This window comes from Variovorax sp. AB1(2024), assembly GCF_037482385.2.
GTDB lineage: Bacteria > Pseudomonadota > Gammaproteobacteria > Burkholderiales > Burkholderiaceae_C > Variovorax.
The window spans coordinates 591,165-613,265 of the sequence record NZ_JBBHKP020000001.1; the positions used below are offsets into that span (position 1 = coordinate 591,165).

Here is a 22,101-nt window from a genome sequence, read left to right on the forward strand (position 1 = left end):
ACCTCAGTTCTTGAACGGGAAACGGAAGCCGGCGAGAAGCGCCTTGGCTTCTTCATCGGTCTTGGCCGTCGTCGTGATGCTGATATTCAGACCGCGCAGGGCATCGACCTTGTCGTACTCGATCTCGGGGAAAATGATCTGTTCCTTGACGCCGATGTTGTAGTTGCCACGACCGTCGAACGCACGGCCGGAGATGCCGCGGAAGTCGCGAACACGCGGCAGCGCGATGGTCACGAAACGGTCCAGGAACTCATACATCTGCACGCCACGCAGCGTGACCATGCAGCCGATAGGCTGGTTTTCGCGGATCTTGAAACCGGCGATAGCCTTCTTCGACTTGGTGACCACGGGCTTCTGGCCAGCGATCTTGGTCAGGTCGGCGACAGCGTTGTCGAGAACCTTCTTGTCGGCGACTGCTTCACCCACACCCATGTTCAGGGTGATCTTGGTGAGGCGCGGAACCTGCATCGGCGACGTGTAGCCGAACTTTTCCGTCAGGTCTTTCGCGATCTTTTCGCGATAGTGTTGTTGGAGACGTGCCATGTGAGTACCTCTTAGGCGAACTTGATTTCGTCGCCGCTGGACTTGAAGACGCGAACAGCCACGCGCTTGCCGTCAGCACCCTGGGTGATCTTGATGCCCACGCGGTCGGCCTTGCCGGTCGCGGCATTGAAGATCGCCACGTTGGATTGGTGGATGGGCATGGACTTCTCGACGATGCCACCGGTCGTACCCTTGAGGGGGTTCGGCTTGGTGTGCTTCTTGACGAGGTTCAGGCCTTCGATGACGACGTGCGAGTCGTCCTTGCGCAGCGAGACGGTGCCCCGCTTGCCCTTGTCACGGCCGGCCAACACGATGACCTGGTCGCCTTTGCGAATCTTGTTCATGGCGTTGTTGTCCTTACAGAACTTCGGGTGCCAGCGACACGATCTTCATGAACTTCTCGGTGCGCAGTTCGCGCGTGACCGGTCCGAAGATGCGGGTGCCGATGGGCTCCAGCTTGGCATTGAGCAGCACGGCGGCATTGCCGTCGAACTTGACGAGCGAGCCGTCGGCGCGACGGATGCCCTTGGCGGTGCGGACCACCACTGCGCTGTAGATCTCGCCCTTCTTGACGCGACCACGCGGAGCGGCTTCCTTGATGCTGACCTTGATGACGTCGCCCACGCTGGCGTAACGCCGCTTGGAGCCACCGAGCACCTTGATACACAGGACGGATTTCGCGCCTGTGTTGTCGGCCACTTCGAGCCGGGATTCAGTTTGGATCATTTCTTGATATTCCCAACTTGTACCGATGTGCCTCCAGGAGGGAAACACCGCGGTCAGTCTTGGGCCCGCCGTCCGCACCTCGAACCACTCGAGGCACTTCCGCTTTGGGCTGAAAGCTTCGCCTTTTGGAAGCGAAGCCCGCGATTGTTGCACGCACTTGTGCCGATGTCAACAGCCCTATTACACCACCAAGCGCTGGCACTAGACTCTCGACGGTGCGCACCACTGCGAAATCCCACTTTTCAGCCCCGCATCCAGGCCGCCGCAGCGTTCTGGCCGGTGCTGCCGGCCTGCTGGCGCTGGGCCTTGGCGCCTGCCGCAGCGCCGCTCCGCAGCAGGACCCCGGCAGGATGCGGCTGGTGGGCGAGGCGCGCTGGGCGCATCGCCTTCATATGGAAGGCACCACGGTGGGCGGCCTCTCGGGCATCGACTACGACCCGGCGCGAGGTGAGTACCTGCTCATCAGCGATGACCGGTCAGACTTCGATCCGGTGCGCTACTACACCGCACGCTGGCCGCTGCCACAGGCCGCGCCGCCCGAGCCCATGGGCGTGGTAAAGCTGCAACGCCCCGGCGGCGGCCCCTGGCCCAGCCGGCGCCAGGCCATCGACGGCCTCCCGGTACCCGACCCCGAAGCCCTGCGCCTGCGCCCCTCTACCGACACCATCCTGTGGACCAGCGAAGGCGACATCGCCCGCGGTTTCGGCCCCGCGCTGTACGAATCGGCCCGCGACGGGCGCTTCCTGCGCGAATTCGCCATGCCGCCGATGTTCCAGCCCGACCCGGCAAAGCGCCGCGGCCCGCGTGACAACCTGACGTTCGAGGGCGTCGCCCTCACGCCGGACGGCCGCTTCGCCTGGCTGGGCATGGAGAACGCGCTGATCCAGGACGGCCCCGAGCCCACCACCGGCGCGCCCGGCGGCCCCTGCCGCTTCACCCAGGTCGACCTGGACACAGGCCGCGCCGTGCGCCAGATCGCCTACGTGCCCGACGCCATTCCGCTGCGCCCGCTGGTGCCCGGCACCTATGCCGACAACGGCGTCAGCGAGATCCTGATGATCGACGCCCACCGCATGCTGGTGCTGGAGCGCGCCTACGCCACCGGCGCGGGCAACTCGCTGCGCCTGTATGAAATCGACACCCGCGCCGCCGGCGAGGTGCTCTCCATCGACATGCTGGTGCCGGGCAACCACCGCCCCGCCTCCAAGACCCTGGTGGCTGACTTCGCCGCCCTGGGCCTGTCGCGCCTCGACAACACCGAAGGCATGTGCTGGGGGCCGCCGCTGCCCGACGGCAAACGCATGCTGGTGGTCGTGAGCGACGACAATTTCAATCCGCTGCAGATCACCCAGTTCGCAGCCTTCGCCTTCGAATAACCCGACCGACCATGACCATCGCCGTCACTTTCCTGCCCCGTACCGCCCCCGCGCCGCTGCCGCCCGTCGCCTTCATCGGCGGCGGCAACATGGCGAGCGCCATCATCGGCGGCTTGATCCAGCAAGGCTCCGCGGCCGATTCGTTCGAGGTGGTCGAGCCCTTCGAGGAGGCCCGCGCCAAGCTGTCCCAGTCGTACGGCATCGTCGCGAAGGCGGAGGCCGGCGAGGCGCTGTCGCGCTGCGAGGTGGTGGTGTGGGCGGTCAAGCCCCAGACATTTGCCGAAGCCGCCCGCCCGGTGCGCGAATTCGCCGATGGCGCGTTGCAGCTCAGCGTGGCCGCGGGCATTCCGTCGGACAGCATCGCCCGTTGGCTTGGCACCGAGCGCGTGGTGCGCGCCATGCCCAACACGCCCGCGCTGGTCGGCAAGGGCATGACCGGCCTGTTCGCGCGCGCCGGCGTCACCGGCGCCGACCGCTCGCTGGTCGGCCAGCTGCTGGCACCCACCGGCGAGCTGATCTGGGTCGACGCCGAACCCGCGCTCGACGCCGTGACCGCCATGTCGGGCTCGGGCCCGGCCTATGTGTTCTATTTCATCGAGGCCATGACCGAGGCCGGCGTCGAGATGGGCCTGACGCCCGAGCAGGCCCAGCGCCTGGCCATCGGCACCTTCACCGGCGCCTCGGCGCTGGCGCACAGCGCGACCGAGCCGCCGTCGGTGCTGCGCGCGCGCGTCACCTCCAAGGGCGGCACCACTTACGCCGCCATCAGTTCGCTGGAAGAAGCCGACGTGAAGGCGCAGTTCAAGACCGCGATCCGCGCGGCGCAGAAGCGCGCCGCGGAGCTGGGCGAGGAATTCGGCCGGGACTGATTTCAGGCCGCGGGCAGCGCGCGCGGCCCCAGCAGGAAGAGCCACTCGGCCGCCAGCGTGACGGTGCCGTCTTCCAGTTCGAGCCAGACTTCCTCCTTCAGCAAGAAGCTGTCGCCGGGCCTGGGCGTCACCTCCGCGATGCGCACCCGCGCCCGGAAGCGCGCGCCCACGGGCATCGGCCGCACGAAGCGCAGGCGGTCGAAGCCGTAGTTGAGCGCGTGATTCGAGTCGAACGGCAGCAGCGTGCGCATGGCCTCGCCGGTCAGGCGGATCAGGTGCGACACCTGGAAGAAGCCCTGCACGATGGTGCCGCCGTAGTCCGCCTCGCGCGCCGCGCGCTCGGGGTCGAGGTGGATCCACTCACCCTCGCCGTCGCCCGACAGCTCCGAGTAGCGGTCGACCATCTCCTGTGTGATGCGGTGCCATTCGGAGAAGCCCTCCTGGCCGATCTTCCGCTTCAGCTGCTCCAGCATGGCGTCGGACATGGTGTTCAGCGCAGCGCGTAACCGGCCACGATGCCGGCGAACACGGTGAAGCCCAGCCAGTGGTTCAGGCGGAAGGCCTTGAAGCAGCCCTCGCGCGTACGGTCGTGAATGAGCCGCCAGTGCCACAGCGCCTGCGCCGCGGCCACGGCGATGCCGGCGTAGAACAGGACGCCCAGCGAACGGCTCGCGCCGGCCCAGATCCACACCGCGAGGAAGATCGCGTAGCTCGCCATCACCGCCGCCACGTCGAAGCGGCCGAAGGTGATGGCCGAAGTCTTCATGCCGATCTTGAGGTCGTCGTCGCGGTCGACCATGGCGTATTCGGTGTCGTAGGCCAGCACCCAGAACAGGTTGCCCGCCAGCAGCCACGCGGCGAACACGGGCACGTGCGACTGCACCGCCGCAAAGGCCATCGGAATGCCGAAGCTGAAGGCAATGCCCAGCACTGCCTGCGGGATCGACACGAAGCGCTTGGCGAAGGGGTAGATCAGCGTGATGGCCAGCGCCGCGAACGACCACAGCACCGTCGTGCGGTTGGTGGTGAGCACCAGGGCGAAGGACATCAGCGCCAGCACCGCGCCGAGCCCCAGCGCCTCCTTGACCGACATCGCGCCGCTGGTCACCGGCCGTTGCGCCGTGCGCTTGACATGGCGGTCGAAGTCGCGGTCGGCCACGTCGTTGACGCAGCAGCCCGCGCTGCGCATGAGGAAGGTGCCGAGCGTGAACACCACCACCAGGTGCCAGCCCGGCCAGCCGTCGGCCGCGAACCACAGCGCGCCCAGCGTGGGCCACAGCAGCAGCAGCCAGCCTGCGGGGCGGTTCCAGCGGATCAGGTCGAGGTAGAGCGCGAAACGACGGGCGAGCATGCGAAGGAAAGAGACGGGCAAAAAAAGAGCGGCCATTGTGCCGCTCTTGTGCTGGTGCGAGGAAAGCGCGCGCTCAGTCTTCGAGCAGCGAACGCAGCATCCAGGCGGTCTGGTCGTGCACCGTGCAGCGCGCGGTCAGCATGTCGGCCGTCGGGTCGTCGCCGGCTTCCTCGGCCACGGGGATGAATTCGCGCGCGATGCGCGACACGGTCTCGTGGCCCTTCACCAGGATGCGCACCATCTCCATCGCCTTGGGCGGGGTCTGGGGCACGTCGGGCACGGTGGCGATCTTGCTGAATTCGGCATAGGAGCCCGGTGCGTAGTGGCCCAGCGCGCGGATGCGCTCGGCCAGCACGTCGGTGGCGCCCCACAGCTCGGTGTACTGGCCCATGAACATCGCATGCAGCGAGTTGAAGTGCGGGCCCGTCACGTTCCAGTGGAAGTTGTGCGTGGTGAGGTACAGCGTGTAGGTGTCGGCCAGCACGCGGCTCAGGCCTTCGGCGATGGCCGCGCGGTCCTGGCGTTCGATGCCGATGTTGATGATCGGCGCATTGCGGCTGCCCGACTCCTGCGCGACCACCGTGCCGCCCTTCTTGGGCACCTTGCCGGCGGAGGAAGCAGGCGATGATTTCTTCGAGGCTTTGGCCATGGCGGGAACTCTTTCTTCAAGTTTGGGTGGAACGCTTCGATTCTGGAAGCCGGCGTGCGGCTTCGCAACAGCGCCACTCTATCTCAGCGATCAACGATTCAAAACGGCCCTGGCGTAGGCCGATTCCCCGAATTGCCGCCTTCAGGACAGCCGCTTGACGCCCGGCAGCTCGCACGCGTAGATCGCGTTGCGCAGGGCCGCGATGGCCTCGTAGCGCGTGAAGGTGCGCCGCCAAGCGAGCACCACGCGGCGCGTGGGCGGATCGCGGTCGTGCGCGTCGCGCACCGGCAGGTAGCGCACCATCTGCTCGGCCTCCTTGCGGCCTTTGACCCTGGGCTTGAGCGCCTCGGCCGGCACCGACAGCCGCGGCACCAGCGTCACGCCCATGCCGGAGGCCACCATGTGCTTGATGGTCTCCAGCGACGAGCCCTCGAAGCTCTTGCGGATGCCTTCGGCATTGCTGGAGAAGCGCGCGAACTCGGGGCAGACCTCGAGCACGTGGTCGCGAAAGCAGTGGCCGGTGCCCAGCAGCAGCATGGTCTCGCTCTGCAGTTCCTCGGACGTGATCGATTCGCGGTCGGCGAACTTGTGCTTCGCGGGCAGGGCTGCCATGAAGGGCTCGTCGTACAGCGGCGCCATCGCCAGGCCGGTGTCGGGAAAGGGCTCGGCCATGATGGCGCAGTCGATCTCGCCGGCGCGCAGCATCTCGAGCAGCTTGACGGTGAAGTTCTCCTGCAGCACCAGCGGCATCTGCGGCGTGCGCTGGATCACCTGGCGGACCAGGTCGGGCAGCAGGTACGGCCCGATCGTGTAGATCACGCCGAGGTTCAGCGGGCCGGCCAGCGGGTCTTTGCCGCGCTTGGCGATTTCCTTGATGCTGGCCGCCTGGTCGAGCACGCTCTGCGCCTGCTGAACGATCTGCTCGCCCAGCGGGGTGACGGTCACCTCGCCGGCGCTGCGCTCGAAGAGCTTGACCTCGAGTTCGTCCTCCAGTTTCTTGATGGCGACCGAGAGGGTCGGCTGGGAGACGTAGCAGGCCTCGGCCGCCTTGCCGAAGTGCCGTTCGCGGGCTACTGCGACGATGTATTTGAGTTCGGTGAGAGTCATAGCTTGCGTCAATTATGCGCAAGCGCCCGCGACCCGGTGGGCCTGGGGCCTTGGCGGAACAACTCTGGGGACAGTTTCAGCACAAGGCCCCACTTGTCCACAGCGGCATCGTTCGCCCGCGAGTTGTCCTTTTTCAGGGGCGACCCAGAAACGGACGTGTACACAGTGACGCGCGTGCGGCAAGTCGTTGTCAGCCAAGAGAAAACCCCTGCTGTCCACAGCGGGGGTTTACCCTTATCTACTACTACTAACTTGAATAAGAAGAATAAATAAGAGTGAGGCGGCAGCCCGCCATGGGCGTCACGGGGCCCGTCAGCCGATGGTCGCGATCGCCGATCCCACCGCCACGTAGCCGCCTGCCGCCACGCCGAATGCGATGCGTCCCGCGCGGTGCGCGAGCACCTGCATTTCCATCTTCATCGCCTCCATGACGGCGATCACGGCGCCCTGCGCAACCTCGTCGCCGTCGGCGACCTTCCAGCCCTGCAGCGTGCCCGACACCGGCGCCGCCACCGCGGCCGGGTCCTGCACCGCTGCGGCCTCGGCCGGCACGGCGGTGGCGCCCCCCGCATCGGCCGACGACAGCCCGCGCAGCAGCTCGGGCGGCAGGCCCAGCGACAGGCGCCGGCCGTCGACCTCGATGGCGGTGCGCACCAGCGCGGTGTCGGGCCGCGGCTCGGGCCGCGCGGCGGCGGTCTCGTCGTTGGCGAAGTCGGTCTCGATCCAGCGCGTGTGGACCTTGAAGGCATCGCCGGACACGAAATCCGGGTGCGCCATCGCGGCACGATGGAACGGCAGCACCGAGGCCACGCCTTCGATGCGGAACTCGGCGAGCGCGCGGCGCGCCCGCGCGACGGCCTGTTCGCGCGTGGCGCCGGTGACGATCAGCTTGGCCATCAGCGAGTCGAAGGTGCCCGGCACGCTCGAGCCCGCCACCACGCCGGTGTCGATGCGCACGCCCGGGCCCGAGGGCACGTCGAACACCTTCACCGGGCCCGGCGTCGGCAGGAAGCCGCGGCCGACGTCCTCGGCGTTGATGCGGAACTCGAAGGCGTGGCCGCGCGGCGCCGGCGTTTCGGTGACCGACAGCGGCAGGCCGTCGGCAATGCGCAGCTGCTCGACCACGAGGTCGATGCCGGTGGTTTCTTCCGTCACCGGATGCTCGACCTGCAGCCGCGTGTTGACTTCGAGGAACGAGATCGCGCCGCTCGCGCTGAGCATGAACTCGACCGTGCCGGCGCCGGTGTAGCCGGCCTCGGCGCAGATGTCGCGCGCCGACTGGTGGATGCGCTCGCGCTGCGCGTCGCTCAGGAAGGGCGCGGGCGCTTCTTCCACCAGCTTCTGGTTGCGCCGCTGCAGCGAGCAGTCGCGCGTGCCCAGCACCACGACGTTGCCGTGCGTGTCGCCCAGCACCTGCGCCTCGACATGGCGCGGCCGGTCGAGGAACTGCTCGACATAGCACTCGCCGCGGCCGAAGGCGGTGACGGCCTCGCGCACGGCCGATTCGTACAGGCCCTCGACCTCGTCCATGCGCCACGCGACCTTGATGCCGCGCCCGCCGCCGCCGAACGCGGCCTTGATGGCCACCGGCAGGCCGTGCTTCTCGGCGAAGGCCAGCACCTCGGCTGCGCTCTGCACCGGGTCGGCGGTGCCCGCGACCAGCGGCGCGCCGACCTTCATGGCGAGCTTGCGCGCCTGCACCTTGTCGCCCAGCCGCGCGATGGCGGCGGGCGACGGGCCGATCCAGGTCAGCCCGGCGTCGATGACGGCCTGCGCGAACGCGGCGCTCTCCGACAGGAAGCCGTAGCCGGGGTGCACCGCGTCGGCGCCGCTGCGCGCCGCCACGGCCAGCAGCTTGGCGATGTGCAGGTAGGTATCGGCGGGGCGGTCGCCCTCCAGGCCGTAGGCCTCGTCGGCCATGCGCACATGCAGCGCGTCGATGTCGGCATCGGCGTACACGGCGACCGATTGCACACCGTAGTCGGCGCAGGCGCGCGCGATGCGCACGGCGATTTCGCCTCGGTTGGCGATCAGGACTTTTTTCATCGGAAGACTCTCGATCAGTGTTCGACCGGGCCGAGTCCGGCCACGGGTTGGAAGCGGACGCGGGCGTTCACGGGAATCTGCCCCGCGCGGTCCAGGTGATGGGTGGCGACCGAGGCGATCACGGGATAGCCGCCGGTCAGCGGATGGTCGGCCAGGAACAGCACGGGCTGGCCGCTGGGCGGCACCTGGATGGAGCCGCGCGCGGTGCCCTCGCTGGGCAGCTCGGACAGGTTGGCGCGCTCCATCGGCCGCTCGCCGGCCAGGCGCAGCCCGACGCGGTTGGACTGCGGCGTGACCTGCCACGGCTGGCCGCACAGCTGCGCGATGGCCTCGGGCGTGAACCAGTCGGCGCGCGGGCCGGGCACGATGTCCAGCACGACTTCTTCCTGCAGGGTGGGCAGGTCCGCAGGCGGCGTCTCGGGCCCGCCGACGACGGCGCCGACATGCACGGCACGCACCGGCAGCGCATCACCGGCAGCCAGCGCGGGCGGGCCGACGCGGGCCAGCGTGTCGCTCGAGCAGCTGCCCAGCACCGGCGCCACCGCGAAGCCGCCGCGCACCGCCACATAACTGCGGATGCCGGCGACGGGCTCGCCCAGCGAGAGCATGTCGCCGTCGGCCAGCGCGAAGGGCTGGTAGCGCGGCAGCGGCCACCTGGCGCCGTCGGCACGGGTCAGCGTGAGGGGGCCGTCGGCGCCGGTGACGGCCAGCACCGCCTCGCCGCGGCAGACGAGCTGGAAGCCGCCGTAGGCGACTTCGATGCAGGCGTTGTCGGAGGCATTGCCGACGAGCCGGTTGGCCGCCTGCAGCGCGCGCTGGTCCATCGCGCCGGAGACCGACACGCCCTGGCGCGCCTGCCCGGGCCGGCCCCGGTCCTGCAGCAGCGCCTGCACGCCGGCGGCGCGGATCTCGAGCGCGCAGCCGCCGGGCGCGGCCGCCGCGAATGCGGAAGGCGCTTCGCTCGCGGGAACGGGCGGCGTCACCGGCGACGAGGTGACGTCCACGAAGCGCACGGAGTCGCCGGGTTGCAGCAGCGCCGGCGTTGCGCGCGACAGGTCCCACATCGGCGTGTCGGTCACGCCGATGATCTGCCAGCCGCCGGGGCTGGCCTGCGGGTACACGCCGCTGAAGCTGCCGGCCAGGCCCACGGCGCCGGCCGGGATGCGGGTGCGTGGCACCTTGCGGCGCGGCACGTCCAGGCTCGGATGGCCGCCCGACAGATAGGCAAAGCCCGGCGCGAAGCCGGTGAAGGCCACGGTGTAGTCGCTGCCGGTGTGGCGGCGCACCACGTCTTCGGGCGAAACGCCGAGCAGGCCGGCCACTTCGGCCAGGTCCTCGCCGTCGTAGCGCACGGGGATCTCGATGCGCTTTTCCGCGCGCGTCTCGCGGGCATCGAGGTTGCGCAGCCGCAGCTGGCGCGCAAGCTCCACCGCCGTCAGCGCGGCGGGCCGGAAGGTGATGAGCAGCGTGCGCGCGGCGGGCACCAGTTCCTCGATGCCGTCGATGGGCTCGGCGCGCAGCGAGGCCAGCAGCGCGAGCGTCTGCGGCAGGTCGTCGAGCTCGACCAGCACGGCATTCAGGTTGACCGACAGGCAGCGCATGGTCATGCGCCGGTGCCCGTGCCCACGAACGAAGCGATGGTCACGCCGGCTTGCGACAGCCGCTCGCGTACCTGCCGCGCCATGCCGACCGCGCCCGGACTGTCGCCGTGCACGCAGACCGACTCGGCACGGATGCGCACGGTGCTGCCGTCGATGGCCGTCACCACGCCCTCCTCGGCGAGCCGCAGCATGCGCTCGGCCACGTCCTGCGCGTCGTGCAGCACGGCACCGGGTTCGCGGCGCGACACCAGCGTGCCCTGCGGCGTGTAGGCGCGGTCGGCAAAGGCCTCGGCCACGGCGCGCAGGCCCTGCGCCTCGGCCCAGCCCAGCAGCGGCGAGCCGGCCAGCGCCACCAGGCACAGGCCGGGGTCGATCTCGCGGATGGCGGCGATCACGTCGCGCGCCTGGCGCTCGTCGTGGGCGATGGTGTTGTAGAGCGCGCCGTGAGGCTTCACGTAGCGCACGGTGGTGCCGGCGGCGGCGGCCAGGCCCTTGAGGGCGCCGATCTGATAGATCACGTCGGCGCGCAGGTCGGCGCTTTCCACGTCCATGTTGCGGCGCCCGAACCCCACCAGGTCGCGGTAGGCCACATGGGCACCGACCACCACGCCGCGCTGCGCGGCCTGGCGCAGCGTGCGCAGGATGCCGGCCGGGTCGCCCGCATGGAAGCCGCAGGCCACGTTGGCGCTGCTCACGATATCCAGCATGGCGGCGTCGTCGCCCATGCGCCACACGCCCAGGCTCTCGCCGAGGTCACTGTTCAAGTCGATGTTCATCGTTCGTTTTTTCCGGCGCGCGGCGGGCGCACGCCACAGGGGGTCATCGGGTCAGTGCAGGCGGCCGCCGGTCTCGCGCACGTCGTCGCGCACGGTCAATGCGGTGCGGATCGCCACGCGGAAGGCCTCGACCTGCGTCGCAAGCGCCATGCTGGCGAAACCGGGTTTGGAAGCCGCCTGCTCGGGCAGGTAGGGCACGTGCACGAAGCCACCGCGCGTGCGCGCGAGCGCGGGCTGCGTCGCGATGCGGTGCATCAGCGCATAGAAGATGTGGTTGCAGACAAAGGTGCCCGCGCTGTTGGACACCGCCGCCGGCAGGCCGGCCGCGCGCATGTCGCGCACCATGGCCTTCATGGGCAGCGTGCTGAAGTAGGCCGCCGGCCCGCCCTCGACCACGGGAATGTCGATGGGCTGGTAGCCAGCGTTGTCGGGGATGCGCGCGTCGTCGACGTTCAGCGCGGCGCGCTCCAGCGATATCTCGGTGCGCCCGCCCGCCGCGCCGATGCACAGCACCAGCACGGGTGGCGCGCCGGCCGCCAGCGCCTCGTCGAGCCGGTCGATGGCGCGGCCGAACACGCAGGGCAGCTGCACCGCCTGCACCGCGGCGCCTTCGCAGGCCCAGCCGTCCAGGGCGCGGGCGATTTCCCACGCGGGGTTGACGGGGTCGTTCTCGAAGGGCTCGAAGCCCGCGAGCAGCACGCGGGGCGCGGCGGTACCGGTCGTCTTCTTCATTGCAGGGCCTCAGCGGAACATCAGGAAGTACAGCAGGAAGATGTTGACCACCAGCAGCGCGGCCGCCGTGGGCACCTGCACCTTGATGACCGCGTTCTTGTCGGGCAGCTCCAGCAGCGCCGCCGGCACGATGTTGAAGTTGGCCGCCATCGGCGTCATCAGTGTCCCGCAGTAGCCCGAGAACATGCCGATGGCCGCCATCACCGCCGGGTCGCCGTGGTACACGCCCACCAGCACCGGCACGCCGACGCCGCCCGTCATCACCGGGAAGGCCGCGAAGCCGTTGCCCATGATGATGGTGAACAGCGCCATGCCCAGCACGTACACCACCACCGCGACGAAGCGGATGTCCATGTTGATGTAGCTGGTGGTGATGTATGCCACGGCCTTGCCCACGCCGGCGTCGGAAAACACCAGGCCCAGCATGCCCAGCATCTGCGGCAGCACCACGGCCCAGCCCAGCGCGTCGGTCAGGCGGCGCGACTCGCGCATGCCCTGCACCGGCGTCTCGCGCGTCAGCCAGCATGCCAGCGCCAGCGCCACCACGCAGCCCACGCCCAGGCTCACCAGCGTGGTGTTCTTGGGGTCGAGCAGGAAGGCGTCGCCGATCTTGACCTTGCTCATCAGCACGGTGCCGATCACCGTGACCAGCGGAATCGCCAGCGCCGGCATGAAGAGCTTGTTGCCCAGGCGCGCGGCGCTGGCCTGGTATTGCTCGGGCGAGGGCTCGCGGTGCTTGCCCGCGCCGACGCCGCGCATGCCGGCAATGACGGCCATGGCCACGGCGCCCACGCCCACCCACGCGGGCGGCAGCTCGTCGCCCACCAGGAACACCAGCGAATAGAGCGCCCAGAACAGGCCGCTGGTGTAGCGCTTGGGGTGCTGGCGGTCGGTCAGCGTCATGATGGCCGTGATCGCGAGGATCAGGCCGACCAGGATGTAGAGATGCTGGATCGAGAGAATCATGATCAGCGGCCCTCCTGCGTGGCGGGAACGGCCGGGGCGTCGGTGCCCGGGGTGCCTTCCATCTCGCGGGCGATGGCCTGGTCGAGGCGGCGCAGGCGCCACGAATGGATGACGAACGCGGCAATCGCGGTGGGAATGCCCCACATCGCGATGTGCAGCGGCTCGACGTCGATGCCCGCTTCATGCAGGAAGGTGGTCATCAGCACGATGGCGCCGAAGGCCACGAAGATGTCTTCGCCGAAGAACAGGCCCACGTTGTCGGTGGCCGCGGCATAGGCGCGCAGCTTGTGGCGCAGGCGCTCCGGCAGCTTGCCGTAGCGGGTTTCGGTGGCGCCTTCGGCCATGGGCGCGAGCAGCGGGCGAACCATCTGCGGATGGCCGCCCAGGCTGGTGAGGCCGATGGCCGCCGTGAGTTCGCGCGCGGCGAGGTAGACGATGAGCAGGCGCCCGGCGGTGGCCGACTTGATGCGCCCGATCCAGTTCTGCGCATGCTGGCGCAGGCCGTGGCGCTCCAGCAGCCCGATCACCGCCAGCGGCAGAAGAATGATCAGCGGCAGGTTGCGGGTCTTGATGAAGCCGGTGCCGATGGCCGTGAGGATGGCCATGGGGCCGAAGCCCGCGGCGGCGGCCGTCACGATGGCCGTGACGATCACCACCAGCATCGGATTGAAGCGCAGGATGAACCCCGCAATGATGACGGCCACGCCAATCAGCGGCCAGAGAGGGATGTCAGGAGTCATGTGGGTCTTTCGTGTTGGAGTTCACAGCCGCCTGGCGCATGTGCGCCGGCACGTCGGTCTACGCAAGCGCCGTGCCAATGAATGAGCAATTCAAACTGCCTGAACCACTCATTTTCTTAAGATTGTTGAACAATCAATGCAAGTGTGCCCAACAAAGGTGCCTGGATGACCCCATGGAAACCCTGATCGCGTTGCGATCTGGTGCACGGGCGGCCGGCGGAAATCTGCTACAAACGCGCGGCACCGACGCCCCCTCCACCTACCTCCCGGCATGAATCGACAGGTTTCCCCCACACCGCCCGCCTCGCCGGCCGCGGGCACGCAGACGCTCAACGACCGGGTGGCGGAGCTCATCCGCCAGAAGATCGTGAAGGGCGAGTTCTCGCCCGGGCAGCGGCTGTCGGAGGCCACGCTGGCCGACAGCTTCGAGATTTCGCGCAACACGCTGCGCGAGGTGTTCCGCACGCTGACCAAGGAAGGCCTGCTCAAGCACGCGCCGAACCGCGGCGTGTTCGTGGCCGTGCCCAGCATCGCGTCGATCATCGACATCTACCGCGTGCGCCGCCTCATCGAATGCCAGGCGCTGGCACAGGCCTACCCCCGCCACCCGGCCAAGAAGCACATGCGCGAAGCCGTGGAACTGGCGCTGAAGTGCCGCGAGGCCGGCGACTGGCTGGGCGTGGGCACGGCGAACATGGAGTTCCACAAGGGCATCGTGGAGCTGGCCGACAGCGAGCGGCTGAACGTGCTGTTCGCGCACATCCTGGTCGAGCTGCGGCTGGCCTTCGGACTGCTGAAAGACCCGGAGTTCCTGCACGCACCCTACGTGGACATGAACACCAAGCTGCTCGAACTCATCGAGGCCGGCAAGTTCGCCGAGGGCTCGGCGGCGCTGAACGACTACCTGATCCACTCCGAGCGCATCGTGCTCGCGGTTTATGCGCGGCAGATGCCCGAGGGCGGCGTCGACAGCTAGGCGGGGCTCCGGGAAGGGCCGCCCCGGTGTCGCGGCATTCCTCGGCGAGCTGAAATAATGGCGGTCCCGCCACGCAACGCCGACGGAGACGCGCCATGACACTGTCTGCCTACCTGCTGTTCCTGCCCGCCTGCTTCGCCATCAACATGGCGTTCGGCCCCAACAACCTGCTGTCCGTGACCAACGGCGCCAAGCACGGCGTGTCGCCGGCCGTCATCGCGGCCAGCGGACGGCTCGTGGCCTTCGCGATCATGATCGCCATCGCGGGCCTTGGCATGGGCGCGGTGCTGGTGGCGTCGGAGCTGGCCTTCCACGTCATCAAGTACATCGGCGCGGCGTACCTCGTGTGGATCGGCATCCGCCTGCTGCGCGCCCCGGCGCCCACGGCCGACGTGGGTTCGCGCGACGCCTCCGCGCCGCCGTCCATGCGCGCGCTGGCGCGGCAGGAATTCACCGTGGCGGCCGGCAACCCGAAGGCCATCCTGGTGTTCACCGCCTTCTTTCCGCAGTTCGTGGTGCCGGGCGCTTACGCCAGCAGCTACCTGCTGCTGGGCGCGACCTTCCTGGTGTTCGAGCTGGTCGCGATCGCGCTCTACGCGCTGCTCGGCGCGCGCATGCGCCGCATGGCCAACGGCAGCCGCGCGATGCGCTGGTTCAACCGCATCAGCGGCAGCATGATGGTCGGCTTCGGGCTGATCCTCGCCTTCACGCGCCGGCCGACGGCCTGAGTTCTCTCAGGCTTTGAGGTACTCGGCCTTGGTGCCGAGCCAGCGGTCGATGTGGCGCTGCGCAAGGTCGGGGTGCTTCTGCAGCATCACGGGCGCCAGTTCGCGCGCCCAGTCGAGCAGCAGCGTGTCGGTCGTCAGGTCGGCAAAGCGCAGCAGCGGCGCGCCCGACTGCCGCGCGCCCAGGAACTCGCCGGGGCCGCGAATCTCGAGGTCGCGCCGCGCGATCTCGAAGCCGTCGCCGGTCTCGGCCATGGCCTTGAGCCGGGCGCGCGCAGCCTCGCCCACGCGGCCGCTGTCGCCGGGCGCATAGAGCAGCACGCAGGCCGAGGCCGCCGCGCCGCGCCCCACCCGGCCGCGCAGCTGGTGCAGCTGCGAGAGGCCGAAGCGCTCAGCATGCTCGATCACCATCAGCGAGGCATTGGGCACGTCCACGCCCACTTCGATCACCGTGGTGCTCACCAGCACCTGGATCTCGTTGCCGGTGAACGCCGCCATCACCGCCTGCTTCTCGGCCGTGGGCATGCGCGAATGCAGCAGGCCGACCTGGATCGGCTCGCCCAGCGTGCCGGCCAGCTCGTCGCGGGTTTCGGTGGCGTTGCGCAGGTCGACCGCCTCGCTCTCCTCGATCAGCGGGCACACCCAGTACACCTGCCGCCCCTGCGCGATCTGCGCATGGATGCGGTCGATGACCTCGTCGCGCCGGTGGTCGGCCACCAGCTTGGTGACGATGGGCGTGCGGCCCGGCGGCAGCTCGTCGAGCGTGGACACGTCCAGGTCGGCGTAGTAGCTCATCGCCAGCGTGCGCGGGATGGGCGTGGCGCTCATCATCAGCAGATGTGGCTCGAGGTGCCCTTCGGCCTTGCCGCGCAAGGCCAGGCGCTGCGCCACGCCGAAGCGGTGCTGCTCGTCGATGATGGCCAGCGCGAGGTTCTTGAAGCGCACCTTCTCCGAGATGACGGCATGCGTGCCGATGACCAGCGCGGCCTCGCCGCTCTCCACCGCCGCCGACATCGCGTCGCGCTCTTTCTTCTTCTGGCTGCCCGTGAGCCACGCCACGCGCAGGCCGCGTTCGGCCAGCAGCGGATCGAGCCAGCCGACCAGCTTGCCGAAGTGCTGCGCCGCGAGGATTTCGGTCGGCGCCATCAGCGCGCACTGGAAGCCCGCATCGATGGCGCGTGCCGCCGCCAGCGCGGCCACCACCGTCTTGCCCGAGCCCACGTCGCCCTGCAGCAGCCGGTGCATGGGAATCTCGCGGCGGAGGTCGCGCGTGATTTCCTCGCCCACCCGCTGCTGCGCGCCGGTCAGGCCGAAGGGCAGCACCGCGAGCAACTGCGCATGCAGCGAGGCAGGCGCAGGCTCGGCCGGCGCGGGCAGCACCGGCGCGCGCTGCGCGGCACGCTCCAGCCGTGCCTGCAATTGCGACAGCTGCTGCGCCAGCAGTTCCTCGGCCTTGATGCGCTGCCATGCCGGGTGGCTGTGGTCTTCGAGCGTGGCCATGGCCACGTCGGGCGTCGGGTAGTGCAGGAAGCTCAGCGAGGCGCGCAGGTCCCAGGCGCCGCGGAAGCCGATCTGCACCGGAATGGTCTCGTCGAGCACGGCCCGCGCCAGGCCCGAGCGCACTTCGCGCCGCAGCACCGGCTGCGGCAGCCCCGCCACGGTCGAGTAGATGGGCGTCAGCGCGTTGGGCAGCGCAGTGCCGGCCGCCTTCACCGTGGGATGCATGATCTGCCGCCCCACGAAGCCGCCGCGCATCTCGCCGCGCACGCGCACCCGCGCGCCGACCGCGAGCTGCTTCTGCTGCGACGGATAGAAATTGAAGAAGCGCAGCCGGCAGGTGTCGCTGCCGTCGTCGATGGTGGCGATGAGCTGCCGGCGCGGGCGGTACACCACCTCGCATTCGGTGACCACGCCCTCGACCTGCGCCATGTCGCCGTCGCGCGTGTCCACCAGGCGCACGATGCGGGTCTCGTCCTCGTAGCGCATCGGCAGGTAGAGCGCGAAGTCGATGTCGCGCACCAGGCCCAGCTTGCGCAGCGCGCGCTGCACCTGGCTCAGGCCGGCACCGGGCGGCTGCGGCGGTGCCGCGGCTGCGTCGGCGGTGGGCGGGGGAGCTTGTTTCTTGGGCGGCACGGGCGAAGCTTCTAGCGCGGGCGGCAAAGGTCCGTCAAGGCGCTGCGCGCATCGGGAAACGCGAAGCGGAACCCGGTCTGCAGCAGGTGCGCGGGCACCACGCGCTGCCCTTCGAGCAGCAGGTCGGCCTGCTCGCCCAGCAGCAGCCTGACCGGCGCGGCGGGTGTCGGCATCCAGAAGGGGCGGTGCATCACGCCGGCCGCCACGCGGGTGAATTCCTCCTGCGAGAGCGCACCGGGCGCGGTGAAGTTGAAAGCCTGCGCTGCCGCCGCATTGCCGCCGGCCTGCTCGGCCAGGCTCCACACATGGGCCATCGCGCGGATCACGTCATGCACATGCACCCACGACAGCCACTGCCGCCCGCTGCCCAGCCGGCCGCCCATGCCGAGCGCCACCGGCAGCAGCAGCTGCGGCAGCGAGCCCTGGTGGCCCAGCACGAAGCCGAAGCGCATGCAGGCCACGTGCACGCCGTGCGCGACCGCGCCCCGCGCGGCCTGCTCCCAGGCCTGGCACAGCGCCGACATGAAGATGTCCTGCGGCGGTGCGTCTTCGGCCAGCTCGGCGGTGTCGCCCTGCGGCTGCACGCCGTAGTAGCCGATGGCCGAGCCCGACAGCAGCAGCCATGGCTTGCGCGCACGCGTGGCGATCCACGCGACCAGCGTGTTCGTGAGGCCCGCGCGGCTTTGCATCAGCTGGCGCTGGCGCCGCTCGCTCCAGCGCTGGCCCAGGATGCGCGCGCCCGCCAGGTTGATGACCACGTCGACATCGTCCGTCGCCGGGATCTGCTCGAGCGCCTGCACGCAGCGCACCGCGCCGCCGAAGCCCCAGGCCGCCGAGCGCGCATCGCGCGTCCACACCGTCACCGCATGGCCGTCGGCCAGCAGGTGGCGCACCAGGATCTGGCCGATGAAGCCAGTGCCGCCAGTCACCAGCACGCGCTGCGGCTTGCTGCCGAAACGCACCGGCGCATCGGCCGCGCGCTGTTCTTCCTGCGCGGTGCGGCGGAACAGCGCGCGCGCCGCCAGTCCGTCGCGCAGCCCCGAGATGCCCACGCCCACGCCGCACAGCGCGAGGAACGCGCCGAGCCAGCCTTGCGACTGCCACACCAGCGCCGTGGGCTGCGCCGCCCAGTCGACCGCGTTCATGGCCAGCAGCGCGATGAACGCGCCGGCATTGATGGCCAGCACCGTGTGCGTGACGCGCTCGGTGGGCGGCAGCAGGCGGCTGCCGTCTTCCACCACGAAGTCCCACAGCGTGAGCACGATCTCGACGCCGAACACCGCGAGCAGCACCCAGGCCCACACGCCGTGCCAGGCCCACGACGACAGCCCGATGAACATGGCGCAGTAGATCGACGAGCGCACCGCGTGGATGGACAGCTCGCGCCGCGCGGTGTTGCGCTGCGCCAGCGCCTCGGTGCCTTCGTGGTGATAGAGCGTGTCGAATGCGCCCATCAGCCCCTGTGCGGCCATGAGCTGCAGCGCCAGCAGGTGTGTGTCGATCGTCATGCGGTCACCGCCTTGGGTTCAGTCACTTCCTCGAACACGCCGACCTGGGTGAAGGTGGTGCCCATCAGCCAGTGGCGGATCTCGATGCGGATGTTGAAGCGCTCCGGCGTCTCGTTGTGGTGCCACAGGAAAGTCTTGCCGGGCGTGAACACGCCGGGCAGCGGAATGCGCCAGCCCAGCACGTCCCAGAAGTAGCCGTCGCTCTGGAAATGCAGGCTGCCGTTTTCTTCGACGCTCAGCACCAGCTTCATGCCCAGGCCCATGCCCACGTACTCCAGCACCTCGCCGCGCTCGCTCTCGCGCATGAAGCTGGTGAACTGGATCGGCTTGCGGCCATGCAGGCGGTAGATGCGCTGCTTGTAGATGGCCGGGTCTTCGGGCTTGGCATAGACCTGTATCTCCACCGGAAAATTGGCGTCGCTGTACGGAATGAGCGCGCCCTGGATCATCGGCTGCGTCAGGTGCCCCAGCAGCTTGCCGAAGCGCGAGCAGCGCAGCTCGCTGAGCGCACCGAGGTAATGCAGCGCCCTGCCCGGCAACGGGTTCTTGTCGAAGCGACGTCGGATGTCGGGGTGCAGGCCCTGCCACTTGCTCCCCAGGATCTTCTTGAAGAGCTCGCCTTCGGAAGGCCCGGGCTGGGGTGCGGCGCGCGCGGCAAGTGAATCAGGCATGCGCCGATTCTGCCTTGGCAAAACGCCGCCGATAGCCCCGCCTCGACGCCCCGTTTTCCGGGCATGGGACAATTCCGCCCGCCTCCCGGCTTTCTCTTGTCTTTTCCCATGCCTCCTTGGAACGGGCCCGTCCGGCCCTCAAGCAACATGCGCGCCTTCACGCTTTCCGATTTCGATTTCGCACTGCCACCCGAGCTGGTGGCGCAACACCCGGCCACCGAACGCACCTCCTCCCGCCTGCTCGACGGCACGGGGCCCGCGCCGGTCGACCGCATCTTCAGGAACCTGCCCTCGCTGCTGCGCGCGGGCGACCTGCTGGTCTTCAACGACACGCGCGTGGTCAAGGCGCGCCTGTTCGGCGAGAAGCCGACCGGCGGCAAGCTCGAACTGCTGGTCGAGCGCGTGCTGCAGGGCCAAGAGGTGGTCGCGCACATGAAGGTCAGCAAGAAGCCGCCGGTGGGCACCACGCTCGACATGGTCGGCGGCTTCCGCGCCACGCTGCTGGGCCGCTGGCCCGACGAAGACGGCGCGCTGTTCCGCTTCGCCTTCGAGAGCGACACCAGCGAGAACCCCTACATGCTCATGGAGCGCTGCGGCCACGTGCCGCTGCCGCCCTACATCACGCACACCGATTCGGCCGAGGACGAGAGCCGCTACCAGACCGTGTTTGCGCGCGTGCCCGGCGCGGTGGCGGCACCCACCGCCGCGCTGCATTTCGACGAAGGCCTGCTGGCCGAGCTCGAAGCGCGCGGCGTGCAACGCGCCAACGTCACCCTGCATGTGGGCGCCGGCACCTTCCAGCCGGTGAAGACCGAGAACATCGCCGAGCACACCATGCACGCCGAGCGCTACGAGGTGCCCGAGGCCACGCAGCGCGCCATTGCCGAATGCAAGGCGCGCGGCGGACGCATCGTGGCCGTGGGCACGACCACCGTGCGCACGCTCGAGTCGTGGGCCAAGAGCGGCGAGGCATCGGGCGACACGCGCATCTTCATCACCCCGGGCTTCGCCTTCGCGCATGTCGACCTGCTGGTGACCAACTTCCATCTGCCCAAGAGCACGCTGATGATGCTGGTCTCGGCCTTCGCGGGCTACGAGCGGGTGATGGGGCTTTATGCCCACGCCATTGCCGAGCGCTACCGCTTCTTCAGCTATGGCGACGCCATGCTGCTGGAGCGGCAACAAGATTGAGACGACCACCATGCTGAACTTCGAACTCCTCAAGACCGACCCCGACAGCCACGCGCGCCGCGCCACGCTCACGCTCAACCACGGCAAGGTGCAGACGCCGATCTTCATGCCGGTGGGCACCTACGGCACGGTCAAGGGCGTGATGCCGCGCAGCCTGGAGGAAATGGGCGCGCAGATCATCCTGGGCAACACCTTCCACCTGTGGATGCGCCCCGGCCTCGACGTGATGGCCAGCTTTGGCGGGCTGCACGGCTTCGAGAAGTGGAACAAGCCCATCCTCACCGACTCGGGCGGCTTCCAGGTGTGGTCGCTGGGCGCGATGCGCAAGATCAGCGAAGAGGGCGTGAAGTTCGCGTCGCCCGTCAACGGCGACAAGCTGTTCCTCACGCCCGAGGTCTCGATGCAGATCCAGACCATCCTCAACAGCGACATCGTGATGCAGTTCGACGAGTGCACGCCCTACGACACCAAGGGCCACATCACGACCGAGGCCGAGGCGCGCATCTCGATGGAACTGAGCCTGCGCTGGGCGAAGCGCTGCCAGTCGGAGTTCAACCGGCTGGAGAACCCGAACGCGCTCTTCGGCATCGTGCAGGGCGGCATGTTCGAGAACCTGCGCGAGGAATCGCTCGCCGCGCTGGTGGACATGGACTTCCCCGGCTACGCCATCGGCGGCGTGAGCGTGGGCGAGCCCAAGGAAGAAATGCTGCACATCATGGGCCACACGCCGCACCGGCTGCCCGCGAACAAGCCGCGCTACCTGATGGGCGTGGGCACGCCCGAAGACCTGGTGCAGGGCGTGGCCGACGGCGTCGACATGTTCGACTGCGTGATGCCCACGCGCAATGCGCGCAACGGCACGCTCTTCACGCGCTTCGGCGACCTGAAGATGCGCAACGCGCGCCACAAGAGCGACCCGCAGCCCATCGACCCCAGCTGCACCTGCCACGCCTGCGCGGGCACCTCCGGCGTGAGCTGGAACGACGGCGGGCGCGAAGGCTTCAGCCGCGCCTACCTGCATCACCTCGACCGCTGCGGCGAGATGCTCGGGCCGATGCTCACGACCATCCACAACCTGCACTACTACCTGAACCTGATGAGCGAGATCCGCGAGTCGCTGGACGCGGGCACGTTCACGGAGTTCCGCGCGCGCTTCAAGTCGGAGCGCGCAAGAGGCGTCTGAAGAAGAGCGGCCGCTACTTCAGCGGCTGTACGGGCAGCGGCGTGGCGTAGGGCTCGATGCGCAAGGCCTCGTTCCTGAAGACGACGATCTGCCTGAGCGGCGCCTGCACCAGCGCACCGCTCGCGTCCTTGTGGGAGGCGTACTGCCACAGCGTGAGCTGGCCCTTGGCCGCGAGCTGGGCGGCCAGCCTCTCGACGGCGGGGCAGCGTCTTCGTGTTCATGAGAGCGAGCG

22 protein-coding genes are annotated in these 22,101 nt (G+C 69.0%); 6 read left to right on the forward strand and 16 right to left on the reverse strand.

Annotated elements, in window-relative coordinates:
• Positions 1-3 precede the first annotated feature (3 nt).
• The 3 genes from rplE to rplN are packed head-to-tail and all read right to left on the reverse strand — an operon-like array spanning position 4 to position 1,269.
• Positions 4-543, reverse strand: a complete 540-nt coding sequence (rplE, locus tag WIX39_RS02910; RefSeq protein ID WP_081267426.1) for a 50S ribosomal protein L5 — start codon at positions 541-543, stop codon at positions 4-6.
• Positions 544-554: 11 nt separating this feature from the next.
• On the reverse strand, positions 555-887 hold the full coding sequence (gene rplX, locus WIX39_RS02915) for a 50S ribosomal protein L24 (protein WP_056592808.1): 333 nt from the start codon (positions 885-887) through the stop codon (positions 555-557).
• A 13-nt stretch (positions 888-900) separates the two neighbouring features.
• Positions 901-1,269: a 50S ribosomal protein L14 gene (rplN, locus tag WIX39_RS02920; protein WP_009124801.1), complete on the reverse strand. Its 369-nt coding sequence runs from the start codon at positions 1,267-1,269 to the stop codon at positions 901-903.
• 215 nt (positions 1,270-1,484) lie between these two features.
• Between rplN and WIX39_RS02925 the strand changes: the two genes are divergently transcribed.
• The gene (locus tag WIX39_RS02925; protein ID WP_106936474.1) at positions 1,485-2,645 is read left to right on the forward strand and encodes an esterase-like activity of phytase family protein; all 1,161 of its coding nucleotides are present in this window, start codon (positions 1,485-1,487) and stop codon (positions 2,643-2,645) included.
• An 11-nt stretch (positions 2,646-2,656) separates the two neighbouring features.
• Positions 2,657-3,514 (forward strand): pyrroline-5-carboxylate reductase, encoded by an 858-nt coding sequence (proC, locus tag WIX39_RS02930; RefSeq protein ID WP_409194459.1) that lies wholly within the window; start codon positions 2,657-2,659, stop codon positions 3,512-3,514.
• A gap of 2 nt (positions 3,515-3,516) precedes the next feature.
• On the opposite strand, the gene WIX39_RS02935 is transcribed toward proC, so the two are convergent.
• From WIX39_RS02935 to WIX39_RS02980, 10 genes are all read right to left on the reverse strand, one after another.
• Positions 3,517-3,999 carry a MaoC/PaaZ C-terminal domain-containing protein gene (locus WIX39_RS02935; RefSeq protein ID WP_409194460.1) on the reverse strand — a complete coding sequence of 161 codons (483 nt, stop codon included), beginning with the start codon at positions 3,997-3,999 and terminating at the stop codon, positions 3,517-3,519.
• Between the two features lie 5 nt (positions 4,000-4,004).
• Positions 4,005-4,865: a 4-hydroxybenzoate octaprenyltransferase gene (gene ubiA / locus WIX39_RS02940; protein WP_409194461.1), complete on the reverse strand. Its 861-nt coding sequence runs from the start codon at positions 4,863-4,865 to the stop codon at positions 4,005-4,007.
• A gap of 73 nt (positions 4,866-4,938) precedes the next feature.
• Positions 4,939-5,514: a Dps family protein gene (locus WIX39_RS02945; RefSeq protein WP_081267422.1), complete on the reverse strand. Its 576-nt coding sequence runs from the start codon at positions 5,512-5,514 to the stop codon at positions 4,939-4,941.
• 141 nt (positions 5,515-5,655) lie between these two features.
• On the reverse strand, positions 5,656-6,621 hold the full coding sequence (locus tag WIX39_RS02950; RefSeq protein WP_081267421.1) for a LysR substrate-binding domain-containing protein: 966 nt from the start codon (positions 6,619-6,621) through the stop codon (positions 5,656-5,658).
• Positions 6,622-6,933: 312 nt separating this feature from the next.
• Positions 6,934-8,667: an acetyl/propionyl/methylcrotonyl-CoA carboxylase subunit alpha gene (locus WIX39_RS02955; protein ID WP_409194462.1), complete on the reverse strand. Its 1,734-nt coding sequence runs from the start codon at positions 8,665-8,667 to the stop codon at positions 6,934-6,936.
• A 14-nt stretch (positions 8,668-8,681) separates the two neighbouring features.
• Positions 8,682-10,268: a 5-oxoprolinase/urea amidolyase family protein gene (locus WIX39_RS02960; RefSeq protein WP_409196312.1), complete on the reverse strand. Its 1,587-nt coding sequence runs from the start codon at positions 10,266-10,268 to the stop codon at positions 8,682-8,684.
• A gap of 2 nt (positions 10,269-10,270) precedes the next feature.
• Positions 10,271-11,044 carry a LamB/YcsF family protein gene (locus WIX39_RS02965; protein ID WP_106936472.1) on the reverse strand — a complete coding sequence of 258 codons (774 nt, stop codon included), beginning with the start codon at positions 11,042-11,044 and terminating at the stop codon, positions 10,271-10,273.
• Positions 11,045-11,095: 51 nt separating this feature from the next.
• Positions 11,096-11,776, reverse strand: a complete 681-nt coding sequence (gene pcp, locus WIX39_RS02970) for a pyroglutamyl-peptidase I (protein WP_409194463.1) — start codon at positions 11,774-11,776, stop codon at positions 11,096-11,098.
• A gap of 9 nt (positions 11,777-11,785) precedes the next feature.
• Positions 11,786-12,742: a DUF979 domain-containing protein gene (locus WIX39_RS02975; protein WP_409194464.1), complete on the reverse strand. Its 957-nt coding sequence runs from the start codon at positions 12,740-12,742 to the stop codon at positions 11,786-11,788.
• Positions 12,743-12,744: 2 nt separating this feature from the next.
• A complete protein-coding gene (locus tag WIX39_RS02980) occupies positions 12,745-13,482 on the reverse strand; it encodes a DUF969 domain-containing protein (protein ID WP_081267416.1) in 738 nt (245 codons plus the stop codon).
• A 271-nt stretch (positions 13,483-13,753) separates the two neighbouring features.
• On the opposite strand from WIX39_RS02980, the gene WIX39_RS02985 reads away from it, so the two are divergent.
• Together WIX39_RS02985 and WIX39_RS02990 are read left to right on the forward strand one after the other, a co-directional pair.
• A complete protein-coding gene (locus tag WIX39_RS02985; protein ID WP_081267415.1) occupies positions 13,754-14,458 on the forward strand; it encodes a GntR family transcriptional regulator in 705 nt (234 codons plus the stop codon).
• 95 nt (positions 14,459-14,553) lie between these two features.
• The gene (locus WIX39_RS02990) at positions 14,554-15,186 is read left to right on the forward strand and encodes a LysE family translocator (RefSeq protein ID WP_409194465.1); all 633 of its coding nucleotides are present in this window, start codon (positions 14,554-14,556) and stop codon (positions 15,184-15,186) included.
• A gap of 6 nt (positions 15,187-15,192) precedes the next feature.
• Here the strand turns inward: WIX39_RS02990 and recG are convergent, their stop codons facing one another.
• Genes recG through WIX39_RS03005 form a run of 3 tightly spaced genes read right to left on the reverse strand, consistent with a single transcriptional unit; the run spans position 15,193 to position 19,495 of the window.
• A complete protein-coding gene (recG, locus tag WIX39_RS02995; protein WP_409194466.1) occupies positions 15,193-17,316 on the reverse strand; it encodes an ATP-dependent DNA helicase RecG in 2,124 nt (707 codons plus the stop codon).
• 11 nt (positions 17,317-17,327) lie between these two features.
• On the reverse strand, positions 17,328-18,824 hold the full coding sequence (locus WIX39_RS03000) for a TIGR01777 family oxidoreductase (protein WP_106936471.1): 1,497 nt from the start codon (positions 18,822-18,824) through the stop codon (positions 17,328-17,330).
• Positions 18,821-19,495: a DUF4166 domain-containing protein gene (locus WIX39_RS03005; RefSeq protein WP_081267411.1), complete on the reverse strand. Its 675-nt coding sequence runs from the start codon at positions 19,493-19,495 to the stop codon at positions 18,821-18,823. The genes WIX39_RS03000 and WIX39_RS03005 overlap by 4 nt, the downstream gene beginning before the upstream one ends.
• 147 nt (positions 19,496-19,642) lie before the next feature.
• Between WIX39_RS03005 and queA the strand changes: the two genes are divergently transcribed.
• Together queA and tgt are read left to right on the forward strand one after the other, a co-directional pair.
• The gene (queA, locus tag WIX39_RS03010) at positions 19,643-20,686 is read left to right on the forward strand and encodes a tRNA preQ1(34) S-adenosylmethionine ribosyltransferase-isomerase QueA (RefSeq protein WP_409194467.1); all 1,044 of its coding nucleotides are present in this window, start codon (positions 19,643-19,645) and stop codon (positions 20,684-20,686) included.
• Between the two features lie 10 nt (positions 20,687-20,696).
• Complete coding sequence (gene tgt / locus WIX39_RS03015; protein WP_285413993.1) at positions 20,697-21,869, forward strand: tRNA guanosine(34) transglycosylase Tgt; 1,173 nt, start codon at positions 20,697-20,699, stop codon at positions 21,867-21,869.
• Positions 21,870-22,101: the final 232 nt, after the last annotated feature.